This window comes from Pseudomonas sp. NPDC086581, assembly GCF_044746165.1.
Taxonomy (GTDB): domain Bacteria; phylum Pseudomonadota; class Gammaproteobacteria; order Pseudomonadales; family Pseudomonadaceae; genus Pseudomonas.
The window spans coordinates 146634-170862 of record NZ_JBIVBR010000013.1 but is presented as its reverse complement, the minus strand read 5'-3'; the positions used below and the strand labels follow the sequence as shown (position 1 = coordinate 170862).

Genomic DNA, 24229 nt, shown 5'->3' with positions numbered 1-24229 from the left:
CGTCTCCTAGCGGCGCCGGCCGCCGCCGGAGGGCGCGCGGGCAGGACGTTGGACGGTGTGGCCGGCGCGGGCAGCCTGCGGGCGGCTGGCTGCGGCGCGACTGACTTGGCCGCGGTTGGCAACTTCGCGGGACTGTCTGGGATTGTTGGCGCCGGCAAAGGCATTGTTGCGCGGGGCCTGGGTGCGGGCATGCTGCTGGCGCGCCTGTTCACGGATCTGCTGGTTGTTCTGAGTCCGCGGCCGTTGCTGTGCCTGGTTGCTGCGGTTCTGCACCTGGTTCTGAGCGCGCTGGCGGTTTTCCTGCGTGCGGTTCAGCTCGCGGGTGGCGGCCTGCGCCCGATCACGGGCTTGGGCGTTGTCTCGGTTGCCTTGCTGCAGACGCTGCTGGGCTTGCGGGTTGTCCCGCAGGTCGCGGGTCGCCGCCTGGGCGCGCTCGCGGGCCTGGGCGTTGTTTTGCGCCGGTGGGGCAATGCCGCGTTGGCTCAGGCTTTCCCTGGCCTTCGCGCGTTCCTGGGTGCGCGTCGAGTCGAACCCGCGCAGGGCATCGCGCTGCTCGCTTCCGGCCAGCCGGCGGTTGTACTGCGCGCGGCTGGCAGAGTCGCGGTAGGGCACTCCGTTGCGGTAGGTCGGGTTGTGCTGCCACTTTGCCCGGTTGCCGTTGACGTTCCCGGTGAAGTCTCGGTTTACATTCCGGTTCACGTTCCGGTTGCTGTTGAAGTTGTTGTAATGCTCCACATCGACGTCGATGTCATGGTCGTCCCAGTCGCAGTCACCCCACAGCGAGCCGACGATGGCGACGCCAGCGCCGAACGCAAGGCCGGTGGCCAGCGCCGTGGCCACCGGGTATTCGGGCGGCGGTGGGTAATAGACAGGCGGGCTGGCGGGATAGGGCCAGGATCCGTAGACCTGCGTGGGGTTGTAGCTGGGCACGTAGACCACTTGCGGATTGGCGGGCTCGATGATGATCGTTTGCGCCGCTGCCGGTTGCTGCACTACTACGGTGTCTCCACCGGAAGCGGGCTGCGCCGGTGCCGGCTGGGCGGCCGGCTTGATGGTCACGGTCTGCTGCTCGTTCGACTGCAGGTTGCCGGCGGCCTGGGCCTGACGACGCAGGCGCTGGATGGAATCCATCACCGCATCGGGCTGGGCGAGGAAGGCATCGCCGACGCGTTGCACCCAGGCCGGGTCCTGCCCCAGCGTGGCGAGCACCAGGGGGAAGGCGACCAGCGACTGGACGCTGGGGTCCCAGGGTTGGTTGGCGACCTGTTTCACCGCGTCATCGCCTACCGCCTTGGGATTGGCCTTCGACCAGGCTGCGGCGTCGGCCACGTTACCGGGGTAGGTGGTGGCCATCAGCACCTGGGCCAGCAGCGAATCGGGATACAGCGCCAGCGGCGCGAGCATCTGGTCCAGTTCCTCGACGCTGAACACCGCCTGCGAGGGCGCGGCAGCGGGCGCGGCCGGGGCGGCGGCTGGAGGCGGGGCAGGGGGCGCTGGCGGAGGAGGCGCTGTCGCGGCGGGCGGGCTGGAGGGTGGTGTGGCGGCCGTGGCGGTCTTGGCGACGGGCTTGTCGCCCGAGTCGCAACCCGTCAATGCCAACAAGGCGACCAGAATCAGGTACTGACATTCTCGCATGGCGCTCTCCTGTGCCGGGAATGCCCGATCCGTGAAAACTGCCACGGGTAAAACGCGGGTTCAGAGAATGATAGGCGCCCGAATGAAAGGCTGCAGAAAGTCGAACGGCCGGTGATGCCGGCCGTCGGTTGGGGGATTTTTACGCGGTGGACGGTTACTTTAGCCGGCGCTCGACGCCTTTCTCGACGAGAATCTTGGCGGAGATCTCCTCCACCGAGAAATGCGTCGAGTTGATGTAGGCGATGTTCTCGCGGCGGAACAGGTTCTCCACCTCGCGAACCTCGAATTCGCACTGGGCGAAGCTGGCGTAGCGGCTGTTGGGCTTGCGCTCGTGGCGGATGGCGGTGAGCCGGTCCGGATCGATGGTCAGGCCGAACAGCTTGTGCTTGTAGGGCTTGAGCGCGTTGGGCAGTTGCAGGCGCTCCATGTCTTCTTCGGTCAGCGGGTAGTTCGCCGCGCGGATGCCGTATTGCAGGGCCATATAGAGGCAGGTGGGTGTCTTGCCGCAGCGCGAGACGCCGACCAGGATCAGGTCGGCCTTGTCGTAGTAGTGGGTGCGGGCGCCGTCGTCGTTGTCGAGGGCGAAGTTCACCGCATCGATCCGCTCCATGTAGTGCGGGTTATGGCCGATGCTGTGGGATTTTCCGACGGAATACGACGAGTCTGAGGATAATTCTTGCTCGAGCGGGGACAAAAAGGTCGAGAAGATGTCAATCATGAAACCGTTGGATTGCGCCAGGACCGAACGGATCTCACGATTGACGATGGTATCGAAGATGATCGGTCTTGCCCCGTCTGCCTCCGCAGCCCGGTTGATTTGCTGTACCATGACGCGCGCCTTTTCTTCGGTATCGATGTAAGGTCGTGTCAGTTTGGTGAAGTTGATGTTCTCGAACTGCGCCAGAAGGCTCTGGCCGAGGGTTTCGGCAGTGATGCCGGTGCCGTCGGAAATGAAGAATGCAGTTCGTTTCATGTGCGCTGCGGGCCTTATAGGTAGGATCGAATCCTGGTTATGATAGGCCCCGCGTTTGCAAGGCCCTTTGCCGGGGCATTCTCACCCATTTTTCCGGCTCCGGCCAGACAGGGTGGGGCCGCGCCGACTTGTATGACCTTTTCCAACACTTAGTGGAGAGATCACCTTGGTAGAGTACGTAGTTTCCCTCGATAAGCTCGGCGTCCATGATGTCGAACATGTGGGGGGCAAGAACGCATCCCTGGGCGAAATGATCAGCAACCTCGCCGATGCCGGCGTTTCCGTACCGGGTGGCTTCGCCACTACCGCCCAGGCCTACCGTGACTTCCTCGAGCAGAGCGGCCTGAACGATCGCATTCACGCGGCCCTCGACGCCCTGGACGTGGACGACGTCAATGCCCTGGCCAAGACCGGCGCGCAGATCCGCCAGTGGGTGATGGACGCCGAGTTCCCCGAGCGTCTGGATGCTGAAATTCGCAAGGCCTTCGCCGAGATGGCTGGCAGCAACGACAACATGGCCGTGGCCGTGCGTTCCTCCGCCACCGCCGAAGACCTGCCGGATGCGTCCTTTGCCGGCCAGCAGGAGACCTTCCTGAACATCCGCGGCGTGGACAACGTGATCCGCGCGGCCAAGGAAGTCTTCGCCTCCCTATTCAACGACCGTGCCATCGCCTACCGCGTGCACCAGGGCTTCGACCACAAACTGGTCGCCCTGTCCGCCGGCGTGCAGCGCATGGTCCGCTCGGAAACCGGCACTGCCGGCGTGATGTTCACCCTGGACACCGAGTCCGGTTTCCGTGACGTGGTGTTCATCACCGGCGCCTACGGCCTTGGCGAGACCGTGGTGCAGGGCGCGGTGAACCCCGACGAATTCTACGTCCACAAGCCGACCCTGGAAGCCGGCCGCCCGGCCATCCTGCGTCGCAACCTGGGCAGCAAGGCGATCAAGATGATCTACGGCGACGAAGCCAAGGCCGGCAAATCGGTCAAGGTGGTCGACGTGGAGAAGGCCGATCGCGCCCGCTTCGCCCTGTCCGACGCCGAAGTGACCGAGCTGGCCAAGCAAGCCCTGATCATCGAGAAGCACTACGAGCGTCCGATGGACATCGAGTGGGCCAAGGATGGTGACGACGGCAAGCTGTACATCGTGCAGGCCCGTCCGGAAACCGTTAAGAGCCGTTCCAGCGCCAACGTGATGGAGCGCTACCTGCTCAAGGAAAAAGGCAAGGTCCTGGTCGAAGGCCGCGCCATCGGCCAGCGCATCGGCGCCGGCCCGGTGAAGGTGATCCACGACGTTTCCGAAATGGACAAGGTCCAGCCGGGCGACGTGCTGGTCTCCGACATGACCGACCCGGACTGGGAACCCGTGATGAAGCGCGCCAGCGCCATCGTCACCAACCGTGGCGGCCGTACCTGCCACGCTGCGATCATCGCCCGTGAACTGGGCATCCCGGCAGTCGTCGGCTGTGGCAACGCCACCGCGGCGCTGAAGGATGGCCAGCGCGTGACCGTCTCCTGCGCCGAAGGCGATACCGGCCTGATCTACGAAGGCGAACTGGGCTTCGACGTCCGCCAGAACTCGGTCGACGCCATGCCCGACCTGCCGTTCAAGATCATGATGAACGTCGGCAACCCGGATCGCGCCTTCGACTTCGCGCAACTGCCGAACGAAGGTGTGGGCCTGGCCCGCCTGGAATTCATCATCAACCGCATGATCGGCGTGCACCCCAAGGCGCTGCTGAACTTCGCCAGCCTGCCGGCGGACATCAAGGAAAGCGTCGAGAAGCGCATCGCTGGCTACGACGATCCGGTCGGCTTCTACGTCGAGAAGCTGGTCGAGGGCGTCAGCACCCTGGCCGCCGCTTTCTGGCCGAAGAAGGTCATCGTGCGTCTGTCGGACTTCAAGTCCAACGAATACGCCAACCTGATCGGCGGCAAGCTCTACGAGCCGGAAGAAGAGAACCCGATGCTCGGCTTCCGTGGCGCCTCGCGCTACATCAGCGAGTCCTTCCGCGACTGCTTCGAGCTCGAATGCCGCGCGATGAAGAAGGTCCGCAACGAGATGGGCCTGACCAACGTCGAACTGATGGTGCCGTTCGTCCGTACCCTCGGCGAAGCCTCCCAGGTCGTCGACCTGCTGGCCACCAACGGCCTCAAGCGTGGCGAGAACGGCCTGCGCGTCATCATGATGTGCGAGCTGCCGTCCAACGCCCTGCTGGCTGACGAGTTCCTCGAGTTCTTCGACGGCTTCTCCATCGGCTCCAACGACCTGACTCAACTGACCCTGGGCCTGGACCGTGACTCGGGCATCGTCGCGCACCTGTTCGACGAACGTAACCCGGCGGTGAAGAAGCTGCTGTCCAATGCCATTCAGGCGTGCAACCGCGCCGGCAAGTACATCGGCATCTGCGGCCAGGGCCCGTCGGACCACCCGGACCTCGCCAAGTGGCTGATGGAGCAGGGTATCGAGAGCGTGTCGCTGAACCCCGACTCGGTCCTCGACACCTGGTTCTTCCTCGCCGAAGGCCAGTCCTGACGGTTCCTTCTCCATCCTGAGAGGGGCGGGTGATTTCACCCGCCCTTTTTTATGCAAGCGATTCCATGCAAAGCAGCAGTCAACTCTTCCCCGTCGCGCTAGTCAGCGCGGAATTGCGCGGCGACCTCACCGAGGACGTCTACCGCCTCAAGCCGAACAACAGCCCGGACTCCAGCGTCGAGCTGGCGGTCACCCGTCTCGGTCGCCCCGAAGGGCGGCGTGGCGTGCCGGTGATCCTGTTGCACGGCAGCTTCTCCAACCGTCGCTTCTGGTTCTCGCCCAAGGGTATTGGCCTGGGTGCGTATCTGGCGCGTGCCGGCTTCGATGTCTGGATCGCCGAGATGCGTGGCCATGGCCTGTCGCCGCGTAACGAGGACTACGATCGCAATCGCGTTGCCGACTACGCGCGCTTCGACCTGCCTGCCATCGCCAATTTCGTGGTCGAGCAGAGCGGCCAGGCGCCGCATTGGGTCGGGCACTCTCTGGGTGGCGTCACCCTGGCTGCGGCGCTGGGGGGCGGCTACCTGGGTGAGCAGCAGGCCGCCAGCGCGGCGCTGTGTGGCAGCCAGATCAGCCGCACCTACTGGCCGTTGAAGCTGCCGCCCGTGGCCTGGGGCGGGCGCTTGCTGCTCAAACGCATGGGCGGGCTGTCCGGTTCGCGACTCAAGCGCGGTCCGGAGGACGAGCCGTTGGGACTCGCCCTCGAGGCCCTGCACTGGTACAGCCTGTTCGGCCGCTTCGGCGAGAAGGACAACGACTGGTGGGGCGGTTTGCAGAAGGTTTCCCTGCCGGTGCTGGCCATCGGCTCCGATGGCGATATCCAGGACCCGGCCTGGGCCTGTCGCAAGTTGCTGGAGCAGTTCGGCTCCGAGATTCGGCAGTTCCTGCACCTGGGCCGCCGCCACGGCTTCTCGGAAGATTTCGGCCACGTCGAGATGCTGATCAGCAAGGGGGCCCAGCGTGAAGTGTGGCCGCTGCTGCAATATTGGCTGGAGCACAGCGGCTTGCCGGAAGGGCAGGGCGCTCTGGCGCAGGCTTGAGCTTGACGTGGCAGGGAGTAGACTGTGACGCCATTGCGGCTTTCGGTCACATCCAGGCCTGAAACCCTGCCGGATTTCATCAAGAGGAGCTTCTCCATGCATTACGTCACCCCCGATCTGTGCGATGCCTACCCGGAGCTGGTCCAGGTCGTCGAGCCGATGTTCAGCAACTTCGGCGGACGGGACTCCTTCGGTGGCGAAATCGTCACCATCAAGTGCTTCGAGGACAACTCGCTGGTCAAGGAGCAGGTCGAGAAGGACGGCAAGGGCAAGGTCCTTGTGGTGGACGGTGGCGGCTCGCTGCGCCGTGCACTGCTGGGTGACATGCTGGCCGAAAAGGCCGCCAAGAGCGGTTGGGAAGGTATCGTGGTGTACGGCTGTATCCGTGACGTCGACGTGATCGCCCAGACCGATCTGGGCGTGCAGGCGCTGGCCAGCCACCCGATGAAGACCGACAAGCGCGGCATCGGCGACCTCAACGTGGCCGTGACCTTTGGCGGCATCACCTTCCGCCCGGGCGAGTTCGTCTATGCCGACAACAACGGCATCATCGTTTCGCCTAAAGCGTTGAAAATGCCGGAATAATTCGAACCTTCCAGGTAAAGTTCGGGTCAATGCCGGGAGCGAAAGCTTCCGGCATTTTTCATGGGGCCTCGCGCAAGCGACCTTGAGCGAAGGAAAAGCGCATGCAGCAGTACGAGAGCGGCACGGAACGCGGACTGATCGACGGCTTCGTGCTGGACGGCCACGGTGGTGGCCGGCGGATCACCCGTAGCGAGTTGCCGCTGCTGGATCTCAAGCCCGAGGAAAGCCTCTGGGTGCACTGGGATCGCGGTGTGCCCGAAGCCCAGTCCTGGCTGCGCGAGTCCAGCGGTCTGAACGAATTCGCCTGCGACCTGCTGCTGGAAGAGGCTACCCGCCCGCGCCTGGTCGACCTGGGGGGCGAGCGCCTGCTGCTGTTCCTGCGCGGGGTCAACCTGAACCCCGGCGCGGTGCCCGAGGACATGGTCTCGCTGCGGGTCTATGCCGAGTCGCAGCGCGTGATTTCCCTGCGCCTGCGTCCGCTCAAGGCGGTGGCCGACCTGCGCGCCGACCTGGACGCCGGCACCGGCCCGAAGACGGCCTCGGAAGTGGTGCTGTACCTCGCCCACTACCTCACCGACCGCGTCGATACCCTGATCGGCGGCCTGGCTGATCAGCTCGACGCGATGGAAGAGGCCATCGAGGAAGACGAGCGCAGCATTCCCGACCAGCACCAGCTGCGCACCTTGCGGCGACGTGCCGCGGGATTGCGCCGTTACCTGGCGCCGCAGCGGGAAATCTACTCGCAGATGGTCCGGTTCAAGGCTTCCTGGACGGTGGCCGACGACGCCGACTACTGGAACGAGCTCTACAACCGCCTGACCCGCAACCTGGAAGAACTGGAGCTGGTGCGCGAGCGCATCAGCCTGATCCAGGAAGCCGAACATCGTCGAATTACCGAGCGGATGAACCGCACCATGTACCTGCTTGGTATCATTACCGGCTTTTTCCTGCCCATGAGCTTCGTGACCGGTCTCCTGGGCATCAACGTCGGCGGCATTCCCGGCTCCAGCGCACCTTACGGCTTCGCCGTGGCCTGCCTGGTGATCCTCGGGATAGTGGCTTTCCAATGGTGGATATTCCGCCGCATGCGTTGGCTCTAGGTGTGACTTTCGAGGTGGTGGGGGCGTCAAGCACCTCACACAGGCGAGGTGCGTATGCACGACCCATTTGAAGAATCCTTGCGCGATCTGCTGCGAATGCCCCCGGAACAGCCGGGAGACGACTCGCGCCTGGATCGCGTCCTGAAGACCGCCAACCGCCAGGTGGGCGCGGGCGATCTGTTCAGCCTGATGGGGCATTGGTTCCAGGCCCTGTCCATCGGCGTGAGTCGAGGCGCCGCACATCTTGCACCCGTCTCGCGCCACGCGCAGAATTCCGCCCCTTCCGCTGACAAGGCCGACTGAACATGCAATTCGACATCTGGACGCAAAGCCTGCTCACCGCCATGAACACCCTGTGGGGTAAGCTGGCCGGGTTCATCCCGAACCTGCTCGCCGCGCTGGTGATCGTGCTGCTGGGCTTCGTCGTCGCCAAACTGCTCGATGCGCTGCTCTCCAAGCTGCTGGCCAAGCTCGGCCTGGATCGCCTGATGGCGGGTACCGGCCTGACCAAGCTGCTGGCCCGCGCCGGCATCCAGGTGCCGGTCTCGACCCTGATTGGCAAGATCATCTACTGGTTCGTGCTGCTGGTATTCCTCGTTTCCGCGGCGGAATCCCTCGGCCTGCAGCGCGTCTCGGCGACCCTGGACATGCTCGCGCTGTACCTGCCCAAGGTGTTCGGCGCGGCACTGGTGCTGATCGTCGGCATCCTGCTTGCCCAATTGGCCAACAGCCTGGTGCGCGGCGCTGCCGACGGTGTCGGCCTGGAGTACGCCAATGGCCTGGGCCGCGTTGCCCAGTGGCTCGTCATAATCATCAGCATCTCGGTGGCTATCGGCCAGCTCGAGGTCAAGACCGACCTGCTGAACTACATCATTGCCATCGTGCTGATCACCATCGGCCTGGCCGCCGCCCTGGCCCTGGGCCTGGGCAGCCGCGAGGTGGCGGGGCAGATCATCGCGGGCATTTACGTGCGCGAGCTGTATCAGGTCGGACAACAGGTGAAAGTGGCTGATGTCGAAGGCATCATCGAGGAAATTGGTACCATCAAGACTATCCTGCTGACAGATGAGGGTGAGCTGGTGTCGATCGCCAACCGCATCCTGCTCGATCAGCGTGTAACCAGTCGCTGAAGATGATGACCGATTACCGGTACGGCTTCTGCAAAGCCGCGCCGGACGCTGACTTGACCTGGCCCGACCCGACTTGAACAAGCCGCAATCACTGTCCTTGCGCTATGACCCGCGCCAGCTCACCGACGAGGAGCTGGTGGAGCGTTCCCACGAGGAGCTCTACCACGTGACGCGGGCCTATGAAGAGCTGATGCGCCGCTACCAGCGCACGCTCTTCAACGTCTGCGCGCGCTATCTGGGCAATGACCGGGACGCCGATGATGTGTGTCAAGAGGTCATGCTCAAGGTGCTGTATGGTCTGAAGAACTTCGAGGGGAAGTCGAAGTTCAAGACCTGGCTGTACAGCATCACTTACAACGAGTGCATTACCCAGTATCGGAAGGAACGGCGTAAACGCAGATTGCTCGATGCGCTGAGTCTGGATCCCATCGAGGAAGCTTCTGAAGAGAAAGCTCCGAAAGTCGAAGAACGGGGTGGACTAGACCGCTGGCTAGTTCATGTCAATCCCATTGATCGGGAAATCCTCGTGCTTCGATTTGTTGCGGAACTGGAGTTCCAGGAGATCGCCGACATCATGCACATGGGGCTTAGCGCTACGAAGATGCGCTACAAACGTGCACTCGATCGAATGAGAGAAAAGTTTTCGAATGTGACGGAATCTTAGTCCGGGAAATATTGTCTCTCTGTTTGGCAAGTTCTGATAAACTTGCCACCCAAGTTGTACGGCCTATGGTTAGGACAACTTATTGACCACCAAGATGGGGATTTAACGGATGAAACTGAAGAACACCTTAGGCGTCGTAGTTGGCTCGCTGATCGCCAGCGCCGCTGTCAATGCCTTCGCTCAAGGCCAGGGCGCCGTCGAAGTCGAAGCATTCGGTAAGCGCTACTTCACCGACAGCACCCGCAACATGAAGAACGCGGACCTGTACGGCGGCTCCGTTGGTTACTTCCTGACCGACGACGTCGAGCTGGCTCTGTCCTACGGTGAGTACCACGACGTACGTGGCACCTACGAGACCGGCAACAAGAAGGTCCATGGCAACCTGAGCACTCTGGACGCCATCTACCACTTCGGCACTCCGGGTGCTGGCAACCTGCGTCCGTACGTTTCCGCAGGTATCGGCCACCAGAGCCTGACCAACATCAGCGATGCCAATGGCAGCCGTCAGAACCTGACCATGGCCATGATCGGCACCGGCCTGAAGTACTACTTCACCGAGAACTTCTACGCCAAAGCCAGCCTCGACGGTCAGTATGGCCTGGAGCAGCGTCAGAACGGTCACCAGGGCGAGTGGATGGCTGGCCTGGGCGTCGGCATGAACTTCGGCGGCGGCGCCAAGCCGGCCCCGGCTCCCGAGCCGGTTGCTGAAGTCTGCTCCGACTCTGACAACGACGGCGTCTGCGACAACGTCGACAAGTGCCCGAACACCCCGGCCAACGTCACCGTTGACGCCAACGGCTGCCCGGCTGTTGCCGAAGTCGTTCGTGTTCAGCTGGACGTGAAGTTCGACTTCGACAAGTCCAAGGTTAAAGAGAACAGCTACGCTGACATCAAAAACCTGGCTGACTTCATGAAGCAGTACCCGTCCACCTCCACCACCGTTGAAGGCCACACCGACTCCGTCGGCACCGACGCCTACAACCAGAAGCTGTCCGAGCGTCGTGCCAACGCCGTTCGTGACGTACTGGTCAACGAGTACGGTGTTGAAGGCGGCCGCGTAAACGCTGTTGGTTACGGTGAGTCCCGTCCGGTTGCTGACAACGCAACCGCCGAAGGCCGCGCTGTTAACCGCCGCGTAGAAGCCGAAGTGGAAGCCCAAGCCAAGTAATTGGTCTGAGCTGACGAGAAAAACCCGGCCTAGGCCGGGTTTTTCTTTGCCTGCAGGAAATGTGAGCTTCAGGCGGAGCGGGCCAGGATTGCCTGCTGGGCAGCGGCGGCGACTTCGCCGATCACCAGGATTGCCGGGCTCTTCAGGGCGAAGCTATGGGCGTCTTCGAGCATGTCGCCCAACTGGCTGCGGTATTCGCGTTGGGTGGGCAGGGAAGCGTTCTCGATCATCGCCACCGGCGTGCCGGCCGCCATGCCGCCTTCGAGCAGTCCGTCGCGGATTTCCGCCAGTTTCGCCACGCCCATGTAAACCACCAGCGTTGTTCCGCCTTCGGCCAGGCCGCGCCAGTTCAGTGGGCTGTCGTCCTGGGTGTGCGCGGTCACCAGGGTCACGCCCCTGCTGACGCCGCGCAGGGTTACGGAGATGCCGCACTGAGTCGCTGCTGCCAGCCCGGCAGTGATGCCGTTGACCAACTCGCAATCGATACCCCGCGCAATCAGCCAGTCAGCTTCTTCACCGCCACGGCCGAAGATGCACGGATCGCCGCCTTTCAGGCGTGCGACGCGGCGCCCCTGGCGGGCGTAGCGCAGCATCAGGCGGTGGATAAAGTCCTGCGGGGTGGAGCGGCAGCCGCCGCGTTTCCCGACGCAAATCACTCGCGCCGAAGGGCTGTGCTCCAGCACCGCCGGATTCACCAAGTCGTCGATGAGCACCACGTCGGCCTGAGCCATGGCCCGGACGGCCTTCAAGGTCAGCAGCTCCGGGTCCCCGGGGCCGGCGCCGATCAGCCAGACTTTTCCACTCATGCCGTTCTCCTCAGGCTGCCGTCTTCGCGGCTTGATTCAGGCGTATCTGCCAGTGGCTCTTGAGCCAGTAGGCGCTTGATTTCCGGTACGCAGGAGCCGCAGGCGGTCCCGCACTTGAGCTCACATTTGAGGCCTTCCAGGTCGAGGCCCTTGTCGATTCCGGCCTGGATGCGGCTCTGGCTGACGTTCAGGCAGTTGCACAGGGTCTTGTCCGCTGCTGCGCCGGCTTTGCCCGGGGCAGCACTGAGCGGGGCGAGCAGCCAGCGGCGCAGTTCCTGGTCGGCGCGGCCTTCCTTCCACAATTCGCGCAGCCAGGCGCGAGCGGCGGTTTCACCGGCGAGCCGCAGCGAGACGATTTGCGATTGTTCGATACGCACGCGTTTGCCGACGGTGCGGCGCGGGTCGTCATAGGCCATGACCGGGCCGGAACCGAGGTCGAGCAGGGCGTCGATACGGGCCAGCCACTCCGCACTGGGGGCTTCGTGGTGCGCGGCACGGATCACCAGTGCCGGGCGTTCACGGCCGGTAGGGCTGAAGCTGGCGTAGCGCAGGTCTTCGAACAGCGGGCGCAGGGCGTCGAAGCGCTTCTGCACCTCACCTTCCACCAGCGCGAAGAACTGCCAGGGCAGCTCGATGCGGCTGACCTCCACCGTGGCGTGTTTCAACTCGGGTTGGCGGGACAGCGGGTCCACCGCGGGCAGGGTGAGCACGTTGATGCCCAGGCCCTTGAGGAAGCGGTCGCCCCAGTGCATCGGCAGGAAGGCCTGGCCGGGGCGCAGGCGGTCGTCAGCCTGCACCGGCAGCACCAGCTCGCCCCGGCGGCTGTGCAGGCGCACCAGTTGGCCGTCGCGCAGGCGCCGGCGGCGCAGTTCATCCGGGTGCAGGCCGAGCACGGCTTCTTCCACGTGGCCGAACAGTTGCGGCGCGGTGCCGGTGCGGGTCATGCCGTGCCACTGGTCACGCAGGCGGCCGGTGTTGAGGATCAGCGGATAGCGCGCGTCACGCTGCTCTTTCGGCGCGCGGTAGGGCTCGGCGATCAACCGGGCGCGGCCATTGGCGGTGGGAAACTGGCCGTCGCCGTACAGGCGCTCGGTACCGCACGTTGCGCCGGGGCGGAACGGCCATTGCTGCGGCCCGCGACTGTCCAGCAGCGCGTAGTCGATGCCGGAAAGGTCGAGGTCGTGCTCACGGGTCAGCAGTTTGTATTCGTCGAACAGTGCGGACGGCGAGTCGAAGTCGAACAGGCTGGGTTTGCCGGGGCGCAGGCGCTGCTCCAGGCGGCGGGCGAAGTCGCAGACGATGTTCCAGTCCGCCCGTGCTTCGCCGATGGCCGGGATGGCCGGGCGCACGTGGCTGATGCGGCGTTCGGAGTTGGTCACCGTGCCTTCCTTCTCGCCCCAACTGGCGGCCGGCAGCAGCAGGTCGGCGTACTGGCAGGTCTCGCTGGTGGTGAAGGCTTCCTGGACGATGACGAAGGGGCAGGCGGCCAGGGCTTCGCGCACGCGGGTCTGGTCCGGCAGTGATTGAGCCGGGTTGGTGCAGGCGATCCACAGGGCCTTGATGCGCCCGTCGCGTACGGCGTCGAAGAGTTCGATGGCGCTCAGGCCGGGGTTCTCCGGCAGTTGTTCGACACCCCAGTAAGCCGCCACTTCGGCACGGTGTTCGGCGTTGGCCGCCTCGCGGTGGCCGGGCAGCAGGTTGGACAGGCTGCCGGTCTCGCGCCCGCCCATGGCGTTGGGCTGGCCCGTGAGGGAGAAGGGGCCGGCGCCGGGGCGGCCGATCTGCCCGGTGGCCAGGTGCAGGTTGATCAGCGCGCTGTTCTTCGCGCTGCCGGCGGTGGACTGGTTCAGCCCCATGCACCAGAGCGAGAGGAAGGAAGGCGACTGGCCGATCCACTGGGCTGCGCGCTGCAGGTCGTCGGCGGCGATGCCGCAGATTTCCGCCACGGCCAAGGGCCCGTAGTCGCGCACCAGGGCTTTGAGTTCATCCAGGCCGTCGGTGTGGGCATCGATGAAGGCGCGGTTGATCCAGCCTTCCCAGAGCAGGATATGCAGGATGCCGTGGAACAGCGCCACGTCGGTGCCGGGCAGGATCGCCAGGTGCAGGTCGGCTTGCTCGGCAGTGTCGGTGACGCGCGGGTCGATGACGATCAGTTTCATCTGTGGGCGACGTGCGCGGGCCTCTTCCAGGCGGCGGAACAGCACCGGGTGGGCGTAGGCCATGTTGCTGCCGGCGATCATCACGCAGTCGGCCAACTCGATGTCCTCGTAGCTGCAGGGTGGGGCGTCCGCGCCCAGGCTGCGCTTGTAGCCGACCACTGCCGAGGACATGCACAGGCGCGAGTTGCTGTCGATGTTGTTGGTGCCGACCAGGGCGCGGGCCAGTTTGTTGAAGGCGTAGTAGTCCTCGGTCAGCAACTGGCCGGAGACGTAGAAAGCCACGCTGTCCGGCCCGTGCTCGCGGAGGGTTTCGGCGAAGACGCCGGCAGCATGCTCCAGCGCGGTGTCCCAGTCGGTGCGGGCGCGCGACAGGCCCTTGCCCAGGCGCAGCTCCGGGAACTGCGCGCGGGCATCCGCATCGCCGGTGAGGTGCAGGGTCGAGCCCTTGCTGCACAAGCGGCCGAAGTTGGCCGGATGCTGCGGGTCGCCCTGAACGCCGAGGATGCGCTCGTCGTCGTGCTCGATCAGTACACCGCAACCCACGCCGCAGTAGCAGCAGGTGGAGGCGGTGGTGCGAAGGTTCGGAGTCATGGCGCGGCCTCGCTCTGAATCAAATACTGGGGTCAGGCGCAGTGGGCCAGGTTGTCGCGCAGGGCCAACAGCACACGGCCATCCTCGATCTTCACCTCGTGGCGATGGGCGCAGCCCTGGTCGGGCGCCACGGCCTCGCCGCTTTCCAGTTCGATCTGCCAGTTGTGCAGCGGGCAGGCCACGCGCTTGCCGTAGATCAGGCCCTGGGACAGCGGTCCGCCCTTGTGCGGGCAGCGGTCGTCGAGGGCGAAGACCTCGTCATCGGAGGTGCGGAAGATCGCGATGTCGCCCTTGGGGCCGGCGATGACGCGCGAGCCCAGCGGGTTGATGTCGTCCAGGGCGCAGATGTCTAACCAGTTCATGGGGTGTCTCCGGCAATCGGGTAGTAGGGGCCCCGGTGGCGGGGCCGGCGGGCACTCAGGCGGGTTCCAGCTGCTTGAGAGGAATCCGTTCGAATTCCTTCTTCAGCGGCTGCTGGGCGATGCGCTCCTGCCACGGGTCCTGCTCCAGCGACAGGGAGAACTGCAGGCGGGCATTGAGCGCCTTGCGGTTTTCCGCGTCTTCCAGCACGGCCTTCCTGATGCGCTCCATGCCGACCCGCTGCAGGTAGTGCACGGTGCGTTCGAGGTAGAAGGCTTCCTCGCGGTAGAGCTGGAGGAAGGCGCCGCTGTACTCGCGGACCTCGTCGGAGGTCTTGAGCTTGACGAAGAACTCCGCCACCTCGGTCTTGATCCCGCCGTTGCCGCCGATGTACAGCTCCCAGCCCGAATCCACGCCGATGATGCCGATGTCCTTGATGCCGGCCTCGGCGCAGTTGCGCGGGCAGCCGGAGACCGCCAGCTTGACCTTGTGCGGCGACCACATGTTGAACAGGTCGTGCTCGAGGTCGATGCCCAGCTGGGTCGAGTTCTGCGTGCCGAAGCGGCAGAACTCGCTGCCGACGCAGGTCTTCACGGTGCGGATGGACTTGCCGTAGGCGTGGCCGGAGGGCATGTCCAGTTCCTTCCAGATCGCCGGCAGGTCGTCCTTCCTGATACCCAGCAGGTCGATGCGCTGGCCGCCGGTGACCTTGACCATAGGTACCTGGTACTTGTCGGCGACGTCGGCGATGCGCCGAAGTTCGGCGGCGTTGGTGACGCCACCCCACATGCGCGGGACCACCGAGTAGGTGCCGTCCTTCTGGATGTTGGCGTGGGCGCGCTCGTTGATCAGGCGCGACTGCGGGTCGTCCTTGGCTTCGCCCGGCCAGGTGGAGATCAGGTAGTAGTTCAGTGCCGGGCGGCAGGTGGCGCAGCCGTCCGGGGTGCGCCAGTCCATGAAGCGCATGGCGCCGCTCAGGGTGATCAGGTGATGGTCGCGGATCGCCTGGCGCACCTGGCCGTGGTTGAGGTCGCTGCAGCCGCAGATGGCTTTTTCGCTCTTGGGCTTCACATCCGCCGCGCCGCCCACGGTGCTGATCAGGATCTGCTCGACAAGCCCGGCGCAGGAGCCGCAGGAGCTGGCGGCCTTGGTGTGCTTCTTCACCTCGTCGACGCTGAACAGACCGTTCTCCTGGATTGCCTTGACGATGGTGCCCTTGCACACGCCGTTGCAGCCGCAGACTTCGGCAGTGTCAGGCATGTTCGCCGCACTGTTCTGGCCCTGGTGGCCGACGTCGCCGATGCTGCTCTCGCCGAACATCAGGTGGTCGCGGATTTCGCCGACGTTGTGGTTCTCGCGGATCTGCCGGAAGTACCAGCCGCCATCGGCGGTGTCGCCGTAGAGGCAGGCACCGACCAGCACGTCGTCCTTGATCACCAGCTTCTTGTACACGCCGCCGATGGGATCGGAGAGGGTGATGGTCTCGGTGCCTTCGCCGCCCATGAACTGGCCGGCGGAGAACAGGTCGATGCCGGTGACCTTGAGCTTGGTGGAGGTCACCGAGCCCTGGTAGCGGGCGAAGCCGAGCATGGCCAGGTGGTTGGCGCAGACCTTGGCCTGCTCGAACAGCGGGGCCACCAGGCCGTAGGCGATGCCGCGGTGGCTGGCGCATTCGCCTAGGGCGTAGATTCGCGGGTCATAGGTCTGCAGGGTGTCGTTGACCAGGATGCCGCGGTTGCAGGGCAGGCCGGTCTTCTCCGCCAGTTCGGTGTTGGGGCGGATGCCGGCGGCCATCACCACCAGGTCGGCGGCGATCGTTTCGCCGTCCTTGAAGCGGATGGCGCAGACGCGGCCGCTGCCGTCGTCGATCAGTTCTTCTGTGTGGGTGTTCAGGCGGAACTGGATGCCGCGCGATTCCAGCGCTTCCTGCAACAGCTTGCCGGCGGTGCGGTCCAGTTGGCGCTCCAGCAGCCAGTCGGAGAGGTGCACCACGGTGACGTCCATGCCGCGCTGCTTGAGGCCGTTGGCCGCTTCCAGGCCGAGCAGGCCGCCGCCGATGACCACCGCGTGGCTGTGGGTGCCGGCGGTGTCGATCATGGTCTGGGTGTCGGCGATATCGCGGTAGCCGATCACGCTCTGCAGGCGGCTGCCCGGCACCGGCAGGATGAAGGGATTGGAGCCGGTGGCAATCAGCAGTCGATCGTACTCGGCCTCGGTGCCGTCTTCGGCATAGACCTTGCGGCGATGACGGTCGATGCGGGTGACCTTGCGGTTGAGCAGCAGGCGGATGCCGTTCTCGCTGTACCAGTTGAGGTCATTGAGGACGATGTCCTCGAAGGCCTGCTCGCCGGCCAGTACGGGGGAGAGCAAGATGCGGTTGTAGTTGGGGTGGGGCTCGGCGCCGAACACGGTGATGTCGTAGAGGTCCGGTGCGATCTTCAGCAGTTCTTCCAGGGTCCGCACACCGGCCATGCCGTTGCCGATCAGTACGAGCTTGAGCTTTTTCATATCAGTGCTCCGTCACGCAATCGCGGAAAACAAAAAAGGCGTCCCGCCGGTTACCCAGCGAGGACGCCTTTGTCCAAGTCCCGATCGGTCGGGAAGTGCGAGCCTCTTCGTTGAGGGCCGCGCTTTTGTAGATTGTTGCCAGGGTCATTGCAGGGGCTGTGCCAACTTGCTCAGTGCCTGGCTTTCGCGGCTTTGGGAGGCTTCCTTCGGCATTCCGGCTTTGACTGTTGCACTGAGGTGATGCGCTGCGAACCGAACTGGTGCGACTTCAGCCCCCGTGTAGCAGCCAGAACAGCAGCCCCAGGTTGATCGCCAGCGAGGCCAGGGCGACGCCGCGCCAGACCCGCAGCGGCTCGCGTTCCAGCAGAGGACGCGGACGCGCCGGGGCCTGCCGTTCGCCTTGCTCCAGGGCAAGCAGGCATTCCTCGGCGGTTTCGAAGCGCTGCTGCGGCTGGGCGGCGATCAGTTTCGCCAGCCAGTCGTCGAGCCAGGCCGGTACGTCCGGGCGATAGCGGCTGGCCGGGGTGGCCGTGCCAAAGCGCGGATGCTGGAAGGCTTCGATCTCGCCGTAGGGGTAGTGCCCGCAGAGCAGTCGGTAGAGCGTGACGCCGGCCGCATAGAGGTCTTGGCGGGCCTCCGGCGCCGCGCCCTGGAAGGATTCCGGTGCGAGGTAGCTCGGGGTGCCGGGCAGGTCGTGCGGGTCTTCCTGGGACAAGCCGGGGCAGTAGGCCAGACCGAAGTCCAGCAGGCGCAGCTCGCCGTCGTCGGCCCAGTGCAGGTTTTCCGGCTTGATGTCGCGGTGCAGGATGTTACGCCGGTGCAGTTGGCCCAGGCCGCGCAGCAGGCGCTGGGCGAGGTCGAGCCAGTCGGGCAGGTTCAGCGGGCCGTCGAGTTTCAGGTGCTCGTCCAGGGTCTGCCCCGGATGCTCGCGCATCACGTAGTACAGGTGCTGCCGTTGCGGCAGGCTGTGCACTTCGGGGAAGTAGCGGCCCTGCACGCGGCGCAGGAACCACTCCTCCAGCAACAACGCCTGGGCGGCTTCCGCGGAGTCGCGCAGTGCCGGCGGCAGGGTCTTGAGCAGCCAGGGACGGTTCTGCCGGTCGCGCACGCGGTAGATCAGCGATTGGCGCGACTGCGCCAGTCGTCCCTCCACCTGCCAGCCTTCGAACTCCTGGTCGTCCCGCAGTGCGGGCGGCGCGGGCCAGTGGTCGAGTTGGGCGAGGGCGTCGCCGAGGCTCGCGGGCGGCAGTTCGTCCACCTGCAGGAGCAGGGCGCTGGCGTTGTCCTGGCTGCCGGCGAGGTGGGCGGCGCTGACCAGTGCGTCGGCGCAGGCCTGCAGGCTCTGCGCATCCTCCAGCAGGCGCTGGATGGCGCTGTCGCCAAGGGCGGCCCAGATGCCGTCGCTGACCAGCAGGAAGCTCTGTCCGGCTTCCAGTTCGCCGTCGCAGTAGTCCACCACCAGATGCTGGTCGAGGCCCAGTGCGCGTTTGAGCACGTGCTGCATGCCGGGTTGTTCCCAGACGTGGTCCTGGGTCAGGCAATCCAGCTGGCCGGCGTGCCAGCGGTACAGGCGGCAGTCGCCGACATGGGCGAGGGTGAAGCGCCGGCCCCGCAGGATCAGCGCGGTGAGAGTGGTGAGCAGCGGCTGGCCACCACCGTTGGCCTGCAGCCAGCGGTTCTGCGAGATCAGCAGGCGGTCGAGGGCCTGGGCGACGGCCCAGGTCTCGGGGGTGGCGTAGTAGTCGGCGGCCAGCGTCTGCAGGCTCAGGCGCGCGGCCAGGCCGCCGTCGGCGCAGTGGCTGACGCCGTCGGCGATGGCGAACAGGTGCCCCTTGCTGGCGGCCAGCCCCGCGGGCGGGGTGACCACCCGCAGGGCATCCTGGTTCTCGTCGCGCGGGCCGGTGGCGCTGGCCTGGGCAAAGGATAACTGCAAGGTCATCGCCACCACCTGTAGGAGCGAGGGGGACGCCATCGTTGTTGCTCGCGAACTGATTTCCAGGCGACTTCGGTGTCAAGCGGTTCGCGAGCAAGCTCGCTCCTACAAAGGCGCATCGTTCAGACTCGCGCCGCGGTAACGGCCGCGCTACCCCAGGTGGTGCGCCAGCGGGCTTTCACTGCATGCAGGCCGAACCAGGCCAGTACGCCGAGGCTGGCGAACAGCCAGAGGCCGATCTGGTAGTCGCCGGTGGCCTGCTTGATTGCGCCCAGACCCGCCGTCAGGCAGAAGCCTCCAATGCCGCCGGCCATGCCGATGAGGCCGGTCATCACGCCGATGGTCTGGCGGAAGCGCTGCGGCACCAGCTGGAACACCGCGCCGTTGCCCGCGCCGAGGCTGAGCATGGCGACCACGAAGAGGCTCAGTGCTGCCACCGCGCTGGGCAGGTGGAAGCCCACGGCGGCGATGCAGATCGAGGCGACGGTGTACATCACCAGCAGGCTGCGGATACCGCCGATGCGGTCGGCCAGGGCCCCGCCCAGCGGACGCATCAGGCTGCCGGCGAAGACGCAGGCGGCGGTGTAGTAGCCGGCTTTCACCGGGTCGAGGCCGTACTGGTCGTGGAAGTAGCCGGGCAGGGTGCTGGCGAGGCCGAGGAAGCCGCCGAAGGTCACGCTGTAGAAGAACATGAACCACCAGCTGTCGCGGTCGCTCAGGGCCTTCAGGTAATCCGCCAGGGATTTGGCCGGCGGGCGTTCCGGGGCGTTCCGGGCGAGCAGGGCGAACACCACCAGGGTGGCCAGCAGCGGGATCAGCGCGAAGCCGAAGACATTCTGCCAGCCGAACGCGGCGGCGATAGCTGGGGCGAACAGCGCGGTGAGCACGGTGCCGGAGTTGCCGGCGCCGGCGATGCCCATGGCCTTGCCCTGGTGCTGCGGCGGGTACCACTGCGAGGCCAGCGGCAACGCCACGGCGAACGAGGCGCCAGCCATGCCCAGCAGCACGCCGAGGATCATCGCCTGCTCCAGGCTGTGGATACCCAGCCGCCAGGCGCCGAACAGCGCGCTGATGACGATCACTTGGCCGAGGATGCCGGCGGCCTTGGGCGACCAGCGATCGGCCAGCAGACCCATGAGGAAGCGCAGGATGGCGCCGGAGAGGATCGGCGTGGCGACCATCAGCGCGCGCTGCTGGGTGGTCAGTTGCAGGTCGGTGGCGATCTGCACCGCGAGCGGGCCGAGGACGTACCAGACCATGAAGCTCAGGTCGAAATACAGGAAGGCGGCAAACAGGGTCGGCGCATGGCCGGCTTTCCAGAAACTCGTGTTCATCGAACACCTCGTCAGCAACGGTAGAGGAGCCCGGTCATGCGCCGCGTGGCAGCCGCCGGGTTCAAGAGGATCCTGAGCCCCTGCGCCGGGGCAAACGAAAAAGGCGTCGCTCCACCCACCGCACTGCGCGGGTGTGGATGCGACGCCTTTGTCGAAGTCGGGTAATCGCCGTTGATTACCATCGCCTTGTGTAGAGCAAGGCGCGGGCCAGGATGAAAAATCCCAGTTGGATCAAGGGGATGGATAGTGAGGTCGGATCATGGATGATCCATCGAAGGGCGCGCCGTGCTGCGGCGTGCCCTGTGCTGGAGCGTCAGGCGATCCAGTTGACGTTGGGGAAGGTGTCGCGGAAGGCCTCGGGGATCGGTACGACCTTGCCGAGCTTGTAGTCGAAGAACACGAAGCCCGACTTGGCCATGGCCACCAGGGTGTCGTCGGCCGGGCGGGTGATGCGGAAGATGATGTCGCCGCCGTACTTGTTGAAGTCCATCACGCCGACTTCGAATAGCAGTTGGTCGCGGGCGTGGGCCTCGGCGCGATAGGTGGTGGCGAGATCGGTGACGATGATGCCGGTCTCGCGGATGCCGTAGTCGAACAGGAAGCGCGCACGGGCCTCGGAGATCATCGAGATCATCGAGTCGTTGCCCAGGTGGTTGGCGCCATTGATGTCGGTGACGCGGACGGTGAGCTTGGTTTCGTAGATGAAGAGTTCTTCGGGGAATTCCAGTTTCAGGCGGGCCATGGCGGTCTCGGTGACAAGGCAACGGGTGGTGCGGATGTGCTGCGCATTCTACGCGCAGTCCGCGCGCCCCGCGCCTCATCAGGCCAGTGAATGGCGAATCAGCGGTGCGCCGAGTTCAGGTGGAAGACGGTCACCCGCGCGCCCTCGCTGTTGTCGCCGTAGTTGTCGTTGATGTAGGCCCCGGCCTTGAAGTAGAGCAGTTGCTTGGACCAGGTAGTGCTGAGGATCTTGCGGTAGTAGTTGGCCCGGCCGTCGGAGGTTTCCACGCGAATCGCCAGGTTGCCCACCGAGGTGACGCGCAGGCTGTAGTTGAAGGTCTGGTCCAGGGCTATGTTGTCGATCAGCGGGACGTTGATGCTGGCGCTGTCGTCGGGGTGGTTGCGCACCAGTGCTTCCAGTCGTCCGCTCTCCAGGGTGGGCAGGTAGTGGTACTGCAGCTTGACCAGCGGCTCGCCGTCGCCGGTATAGGGCGAGCGGCTGTGGATCTGGCCGATGATGATCTTGTTCTTCGAGGGCACCTGCTGAACGCTCATGGTCACGCGCAGCTCGTTGTCGCCCTGGGTGTAATACCAGTTGGAGACCTCGCCGTTGGACAGGGTCTCGCGCAGCTCGCTGCGCGGGTAGACGCTGTCGGAGGTGTGCGAGCCGGTGACGGGCACCCAGAACACCACCTGGCTGCCGCCGCGCTGGAAGTAGCGGCTCTGGTAGCCGCGGGCAATCTGCTCGGTGGTGACTTCGGTGGGGCGAGGGTCGGTGGGAACGCTGAGGTTCCAGGTGGAGAGGTCGATCATGGGCTTGCCCTTGCTGAGCCGCGCAGGCGGCGAGGTCGGGTGGGCGCCGAGGTGCCTAGCCGGCGGCGGCCACTTCGATGCGCCATCGAACCCTGCCGATGACGCTCCTGGGGCCCGGCCAGAAGACCGGGCGGCCGCAGAATAGGGCGTTGCGGGCGGGGCGGGGGCCAGCTCGGCGACTGGCGAAATGATCGCGCCGTGCCGCCGCTGGCAGATGGCCGGCCCCTGCTGGCAGCCTCAGGGGCCGAGCATCTCGTGCATCGCGATGATCTGTTCCGCCACCTGCGCCAGCTTCTGCTGGCGGCCCATGGCCTGGCGGCGCATCAGGGTGTAGGCCTCTTCCTCGGTGCAGCCTTTCATCTTCATCAGCAGCCCCTTGGCCAACTCGATGCGCTTGCGCTCGGCCAGTTGCTGCTCACGGGCCTGCAGTTGCGCGCGCAAGGCCTGGTCGCTCTCGAAGCGGGCCATGGCGACATCGAGGATCGGCTGCAGGCGCTCGGCCTGGATACCCTCGACGATGTAGGCGCTGACCCCGGAGCGGATCGCCTGGCGCATCACCTGTGGGTCGTGCTCGTCTGTGAACATGACGATGGGGCGCGGCTGGTCGCGGCTGACCAGTACCACCTGCTCCAGCACGTCGCGGCCGGGGGATTCGGTGTCGATCAGGATCACGTCGGGTTGCAGCGCTTCCACGCGCTGCGCCAGGTCAACCGTGAGGCCGGATTCGTCGATGACCTCGAAGCCGCTTTCCATCAGGGCGGCCTTGAGGCGCCCGACCTTCTTCGGGGTGTCGTTGATCAGCAGGACGCGCAGCATGCTCAACCTCGCTCCGCCAGGGCATTCAGCTCGAAGCTGCGGGCGTAAGCGGCCGGGTCGCTGCCGTCCCAGAGCCGGCCGTCGATCAGGGTCGAGGCGCGCATCGGGGTATCCGGCACGCTGACGCCGATGGCGCTGGCGGCTTCTCGGTAGAGGTCGAGTTGCTGGACCTGGCGGACGATGCCCAGGTAATCGACGTCTTCGCGCAACAGGCCCCAGCGGCGGAACTGGGTCATGAACCACAGTCCGTCAGAGAGCCAGGGAAAGGTCGCGTGACCACCACTGAAGAAGCGCAACGAATGCGCGTCCTGCCAGGCATGGCCGAGCCCGTCCTGGTAGCGGCCGAGCAGGCGCGGCTCGATGCTGGCGAGCGGGGCGTCGACGTAGTCTTCGCTGCTGATCAGTTGGGCAGCGCTGCGCAGGTTGTCGGCGTTGGCTTCGATGAAGCGGCTGGCATCGAGCAGGCTCATGATCAGTGCGCGGGCGGTATTGGGATATTCCTCGACGAAGGCGCGGGTGGTGCCCAGGACCTTCTCCGGGTGGTCCGGCCAGATCTGCTGGCTGGTGGCGAGGGTGAAGCCCATCCCTTCGTCCACCGCCAGTGCGCCCCAGGGACCGCCGGCGCAGAAGCCGTCGATGCGCCCTGCTTTCAGGTGCTCGACCATCTGTGCCGGCGGCACCACCAGGCTGCGCACGTCATGCAGGGGATGGATGCCGTGGCTGGCCAGCCAGTAGTAGAGCCACATCGCATGGGTGCCGGTGGGAAAGGTGTGCGCCAGGGTGAGTTGCGCACCATTCTGGCGCACGTGGCTTTGCAGTGCCTCGGCAGAGGTCACGCCATCGCGCATCAAGGGGGCGGAGAGGTTGATCGACTGGCCATTCTGGCACAGGCCCATGAGCACGGCCATGTCGGTAGCTGGGGCGCCGCCCAGGCCAAGTTGTAGGTCGTAGATGAGCCCGTAGAGGCTTTGCGCGGCGTCCAGTTCGCCGCTGAGCAGCCGATCGCGCAGGGCGGCCCAGGAGTTTTGCCGCTGCAGGTTGAGTGTCAGGCCGTAGGGCTGGCCGAAGCCCTGGGTAGCAGCTACCACCAGAGAGGCGGAGTCAGTCAGGGCCATGAAGCCCAGGTTGAGCGCAGTCTTCTCCGGGGCATCGGAGCCGGCCACCCAGGCCAGGCTGTCGGGCAATGGGCTGGTGCTGTCGATCATCTCCACCTCTGAGCACGTGATCCATACAAAAAAGCGCCGCGCTGCCTGCCGTCAAAGGAAGGTAGCCGCGACGCCATTGTCGGGGGCGGTCCATCGTTGGGCCGCAGGTAGCAGGAGTCGAGCAAGTGCTGTGCCAGTGGCAGTGCGGAAAAA

The 24229-nt window shown here is 65.3% G+C and carries 20 protein-coding genes; 8 read left to right on the top strand and 12 right to left on the bottom strand.

What is annotated here, in order from left to right; all coding sequences use genetic code 11:
• Positions 1–6: 6 nt before the first annotated feature.
• Complete coding sequence (locus ACIPK7_RS24560) at positions 7–1635, bottom strand: DUF3300 domain-containing protein (protein WP_401090752.1); 1629 nt, start codon at positions 1633–1635, stop codon at positions 7–9.
• Between the two features lie 154 nt (positions 1636–1789).
• Entirely contained in the window at positions 1790–2608 is an 819-nt protein-coding gene (locus tag ACIPK7_RS24555) for a pyruvate, water dikinase regulatory protein (protein ID WP_017516884.1), read from the bottom strand.
• Between the two features lie 166 nt (positions 2609–2774).
• Between ACIPK7_RS24555 and ppsA the strand changes: the two genes are divergently transcribed.
• From ppsA to ACIPK7_RS24515, 8 genes are all read left to right on the top strand, one after another.
• Entirely contained in the window at positions 2775–5144 is a 2370-nt protein-coding gene (ppsA, locus tag ACIPK7_RS24550) for a phosphoenolpyruvate synthase (protein ID WP_401090750.1), read from the top strand.
• A 65-nt stretch (positions 5145–5209) separates the two neighbouring features.
• On the top strand, positions 5210–6184 hold the full coding sequence (locus tag ACIPK7_RS24545) for an alpha/beta fold hydrolase (protein ID WP_401090748.1): 975 nt from the start codon (positions 5210–5212) through the stop codon (positions 6182–6184).
• Positions 6185–6280: 96 nt separating this feature from the next.
• Positions 6281–6769 carry a ribonuclease E activity regulator RraA gene (rraA, locus tag ACIPK7_RS24540; protein ID WP_024765711.1) on the top strand — a complete coding sequence of 163 codons (489 nt, stop codon included), beginning with the start codon at positions 6281–6283 and terminating at the stop codon, positions 6767–6769.
• A gap of 101 nt (positions 6770–6870) precedes the next feature.
• Positions 6871–7869, top strand: coding sequence for a zinc transporter ZntB (locus ACIPK7_RS24535; RefSeq protein WP_081516451.1), 999 nt, complete (start codon positions 6871–6873; stop codon positions 7867–7869).
• Positions 7870–7923: 54 nt separating this feature from the next.
• Positions 7924–8172 (top strand): hypothetical protein, encoded by a 249-nt coding sequence (locus ACIPK7_RS24530; protein WP_017516812.1) that lies wholly within the window; start codon positions 7924–7926, stop codon positions 8170–8172.
• Between the two features lie 2 nt (positions 8173–8174).
• The gene (locus ACIPK7_RS24525) at positions 8175–8999 is read left to right on the top strand and encodes a mechanosensitive ion channel family protein (protein ID WP_045208529.1); all 825 of its coding nucleotides are present in this window, start codon (positions 8175–8177) and stop codon (positions 8997–8999) included.
• Between the two features lie 73 nt (positions 9000–9072).
• Positions 9073–9663 (top strand): RNA polymerase sigma factor SigX, encoded by a 591-nt coding sequence (gene sigX, locus ACIPK7_RS24520; protein ID WP_138216354.1) that lies wholly within the window; start codon positions 9073–9075, stop codon positions 9661–9663.
• A 109-nt stretch (positions 9664–9772) separates the two neighbouring features.
• On the top strand, positions 9773–10831 hold the full coding sequence (locus tag ACIPK7_RS24515; RefSeq protein ID WP_192433726.1) for an OmpA family protein: 1059 nt from the start codon (positions 9773–9775) through the stop codon (positions 10829–10831).
• Between the two features lie 68 nt (positions 10832–10899).
• Here the strand turns inward: ACIPK7_RS24515 and cobA are convergent, their stop codons facing one another.
• From cobA to ACIPK7_RS24465, 10 genes are all read right to left on the bottom strand, one after another.
• Positions 10900–11637, bottom strand: a complete 738-nt coding sequence (gene cobA / locus ACIPK7_RS24510; protein ID WP_192433725.1) for a uroporphyrinogen-III C-methyltransferase — start codon at positions 11635–11637, stop codon at positions 10900–10902.
• The gene (locus ACIPK7_RS24505; protein WP_401090745.1) at positions 11634–14387 is read right to left on the bottom strand and encodes a molybdopterin-dependent oxidoreductase; all 2754 of its coding nucleotides are present in this window, start codon (positions 14385–14387) and stop codon (positions 11634–11636) included. Before ACIPK7_RS24505 ends, cobA begins: the two co-directional genes overlap by 4 nt.
• Before the next feature lie 32 nt (positions 14388–14419).
• Positions 14420–14749 (bottom strand): nitrite reductase small subunit NirD, encoded by a 330-nt coding sequence (nirD, locus tag ACIPK7_RS24500; RefSeq protein ID WP_192433721.1) that lies wholly within the window; start codon positions 14747–14749, stop codon positions 14420–14422.
• A gap of 55 nt (positions 14750–14804) precedes the next feature.
• Positions 14805–17255: a nitrite reductase large subunit NirB gene (gene nirB, locus ACIPK7_RS24495; RefSeq protein ID WP_401090743.1), complete on the bottom strand. Its 2451-nt coding sequence runs from the start codon at positions 17253–17255 to the stop codon at positions 14805–14807.
• A 268-nt stretch (positions 17256–17523) separates the two neighbouring features.
• A complete protein-coding gene (locus ACIPK7_RS24490) occupies positions 17524–19194 on the bottom strand; it encodes a protein kinase (RefSeq protein WP_401090742.1) in 1671 nt (556 codons plus the stop codon).
• 116 nt (positions 19195–19310) lie between these two features.
• Positions 19311–20522, bottom strand: coding sequence for a nitrate/nitrite transporter (locus ACIPK7_RS24485; protein WP_401090740.1), 1212 nt, complete (start codon positions 20520–20522; stop codon positions 19311–19313).
• Positions 20523–20835: 313 nt separating this feature from the next.
• On the bottom strand, positions 20836–21264 hold the full coding sequence (locus ACIPK7_RS24480) for a thioesterase family protein (protein WP_401090738.1): 429 nt from the start codon (positions 21262–21264) through the stop codon (positions 20836–20838).
• A 98-nt stretch (positions 21265–21362) separates the two neighbouring features.
• The gene (locus ACIPK7_RS24475) at positions 21363–22055 is read right to left on the bottom strand and encodes a polysaccharide lyase family 7 protein (RefSeq protein WP_192433711.1); all 693 of its coding nucleotides are present in this window, start codon (positions 22053–22055) and stop codon (positions 21363–21365) included.
• 237 nt (positions 22056–22292) lie between these two features.
• Entirely contained in the window at positions 22293–22871 is a 579-nt protein-coding gene (locus ACIPK7_RS24470; RefSeq protein ID WP_192433709.1) for an ANTAR domain-containing response regulator, read from the bottom strand.
• Positions 22872–22873: 2 nt separating this feature from the next.
• A complete protein-coding gene (locus ACIPK7_RS24465) occupies positions 22874–24076 on the bottom strand; it encodes a CmpA/NrtA family ABC transporter substrate-binding protein (protein WP_192433707.1) in 1203 nt (400 codons plus the stop codon).
• Positions 24077–24229 lie beyond the last annotated feature (153 nt).

Coding starts and splice junctions, on each gene's coding strand:
- ACIPK7_RS24490 (WP_401090742.1), bottom strand. CDS start 19,194: ATGACCTTGCAGTTATCCTTTGCCCAGGCCAGCGCCACCGGCCCGCGC.
- nirD (WP_192433721.1), bottom strand. CDS start 14,749: ATGAACTGGTTAGACATCTGCGCCCTGGACGACATCAACCCGCTGGGC.
- nirB (WP_401090743.1), bottom strand. CDS start 17,255: ATGAAAAAGCTCAAGCTCGTACTGATCGGCAACGGCATGGCCGGTGTG.
- ACIPK7_RS24505 (WP_401090745.1), bottom strand. CDS start 14,387: ATGACTCCGAACCTTCGCACCACCGCCTCCACCTGCTGCTACTGCGGC.
- ACIPK7_RS24545 (WP_401090748.1), top strand. CDS start 5,210: ATGCAAAGCAGCAGTCAACTCTTCCCCGTCGCGCTAGTCAGCGCGGAA.
- ACIPK7_RS24530 (WP_017516812.1), top strand. CDS start 7,924: ATGCACGACCCATTTGAAGAATCCTTGCGCGATCTGCTGCGAATGCCC.
- ACIPK7_RS24475 (WP_192433711.1), bottom strand. CDS start 22,055: ATGATCGACCTCTCCACCTGGAACCTCAGCGTTCCCACCGACCCTCGC.
- ACIPK7_RS24470 (WP_192433709.1), bottom strand. CDS start 22,871: ATGCTGCGCGTCCTGCTGATCAACGACACCCCGAAGAAGGTCGGGCGC.
- ACIPK7_RS24560 (WP_401090752.1), bottom strand. CDS start 1,635: ATGCGAGAATGTCAGTACCTGATTCTGGTCGCCTTGTTGGCATTGACG.
- ACIPK7_RS24535 (WP_081516451.1), top strand. CDS start 6,871: ATGCAGCAGTACGAGAGCGGCACGGAACGCGGACTGATCGACGGCTTC.
- ACIPK7_RS24515 (WP_192433726.1), top strand. CDS start 9,773: ATGAAACTGAAGAACACCTTAGGCGTCGTAGTTGGCTCGCTGATCGCC.
- ACIPK7_RS24480 (WP_401090738.1), bottom strand. CDS start 21,264: ATGGCCCGCCTGAAACTGGAATTCCCCGAAGAACTCTTCATCTACGAA.
- rraA (WP_024765711.1), top strand. CDS start 6,281: ATGCATTACGTCACCCCCGATCTGTGCGATGCCTACCCGGAGCTGGTC.
- ACIPK7_RS24485 (WP_401090740.1), bottom strand. CDS start 20,522: ATGAACACGAGTTTCTGGAAAGCCGGCCATGCGCCGACCCTGTTTGCC.
- ACIPK7_RS24525 (WP_045208529.1), top strand. CDS start 8,175: ATGCAATTCGACATCTGGACGCAAAGCCTGCTCACCGCCATGAACACC.
- cobA (WP_192433725.1), bottom strand. CDS start 11,637: ATGAGTGGAAAAGTCTGGCTGATCGGCGCCGGCCCCGGGGACCCGGAG.
- ACIPK7_RS24465 (WP_192433707.1), bottom strand. CDS start 24,076: ATGATCGACAGCACCAGCCCATTGCCCGACAGCCTGGCCTGGGTGGCC.
- ACIPK7_RS24555 (WP_017516884.1), bottom strand. CDS start 2,608: ATGAAACGAACTGCATTCTTCATTTCCGACGGCACCGGCATCACTGCC.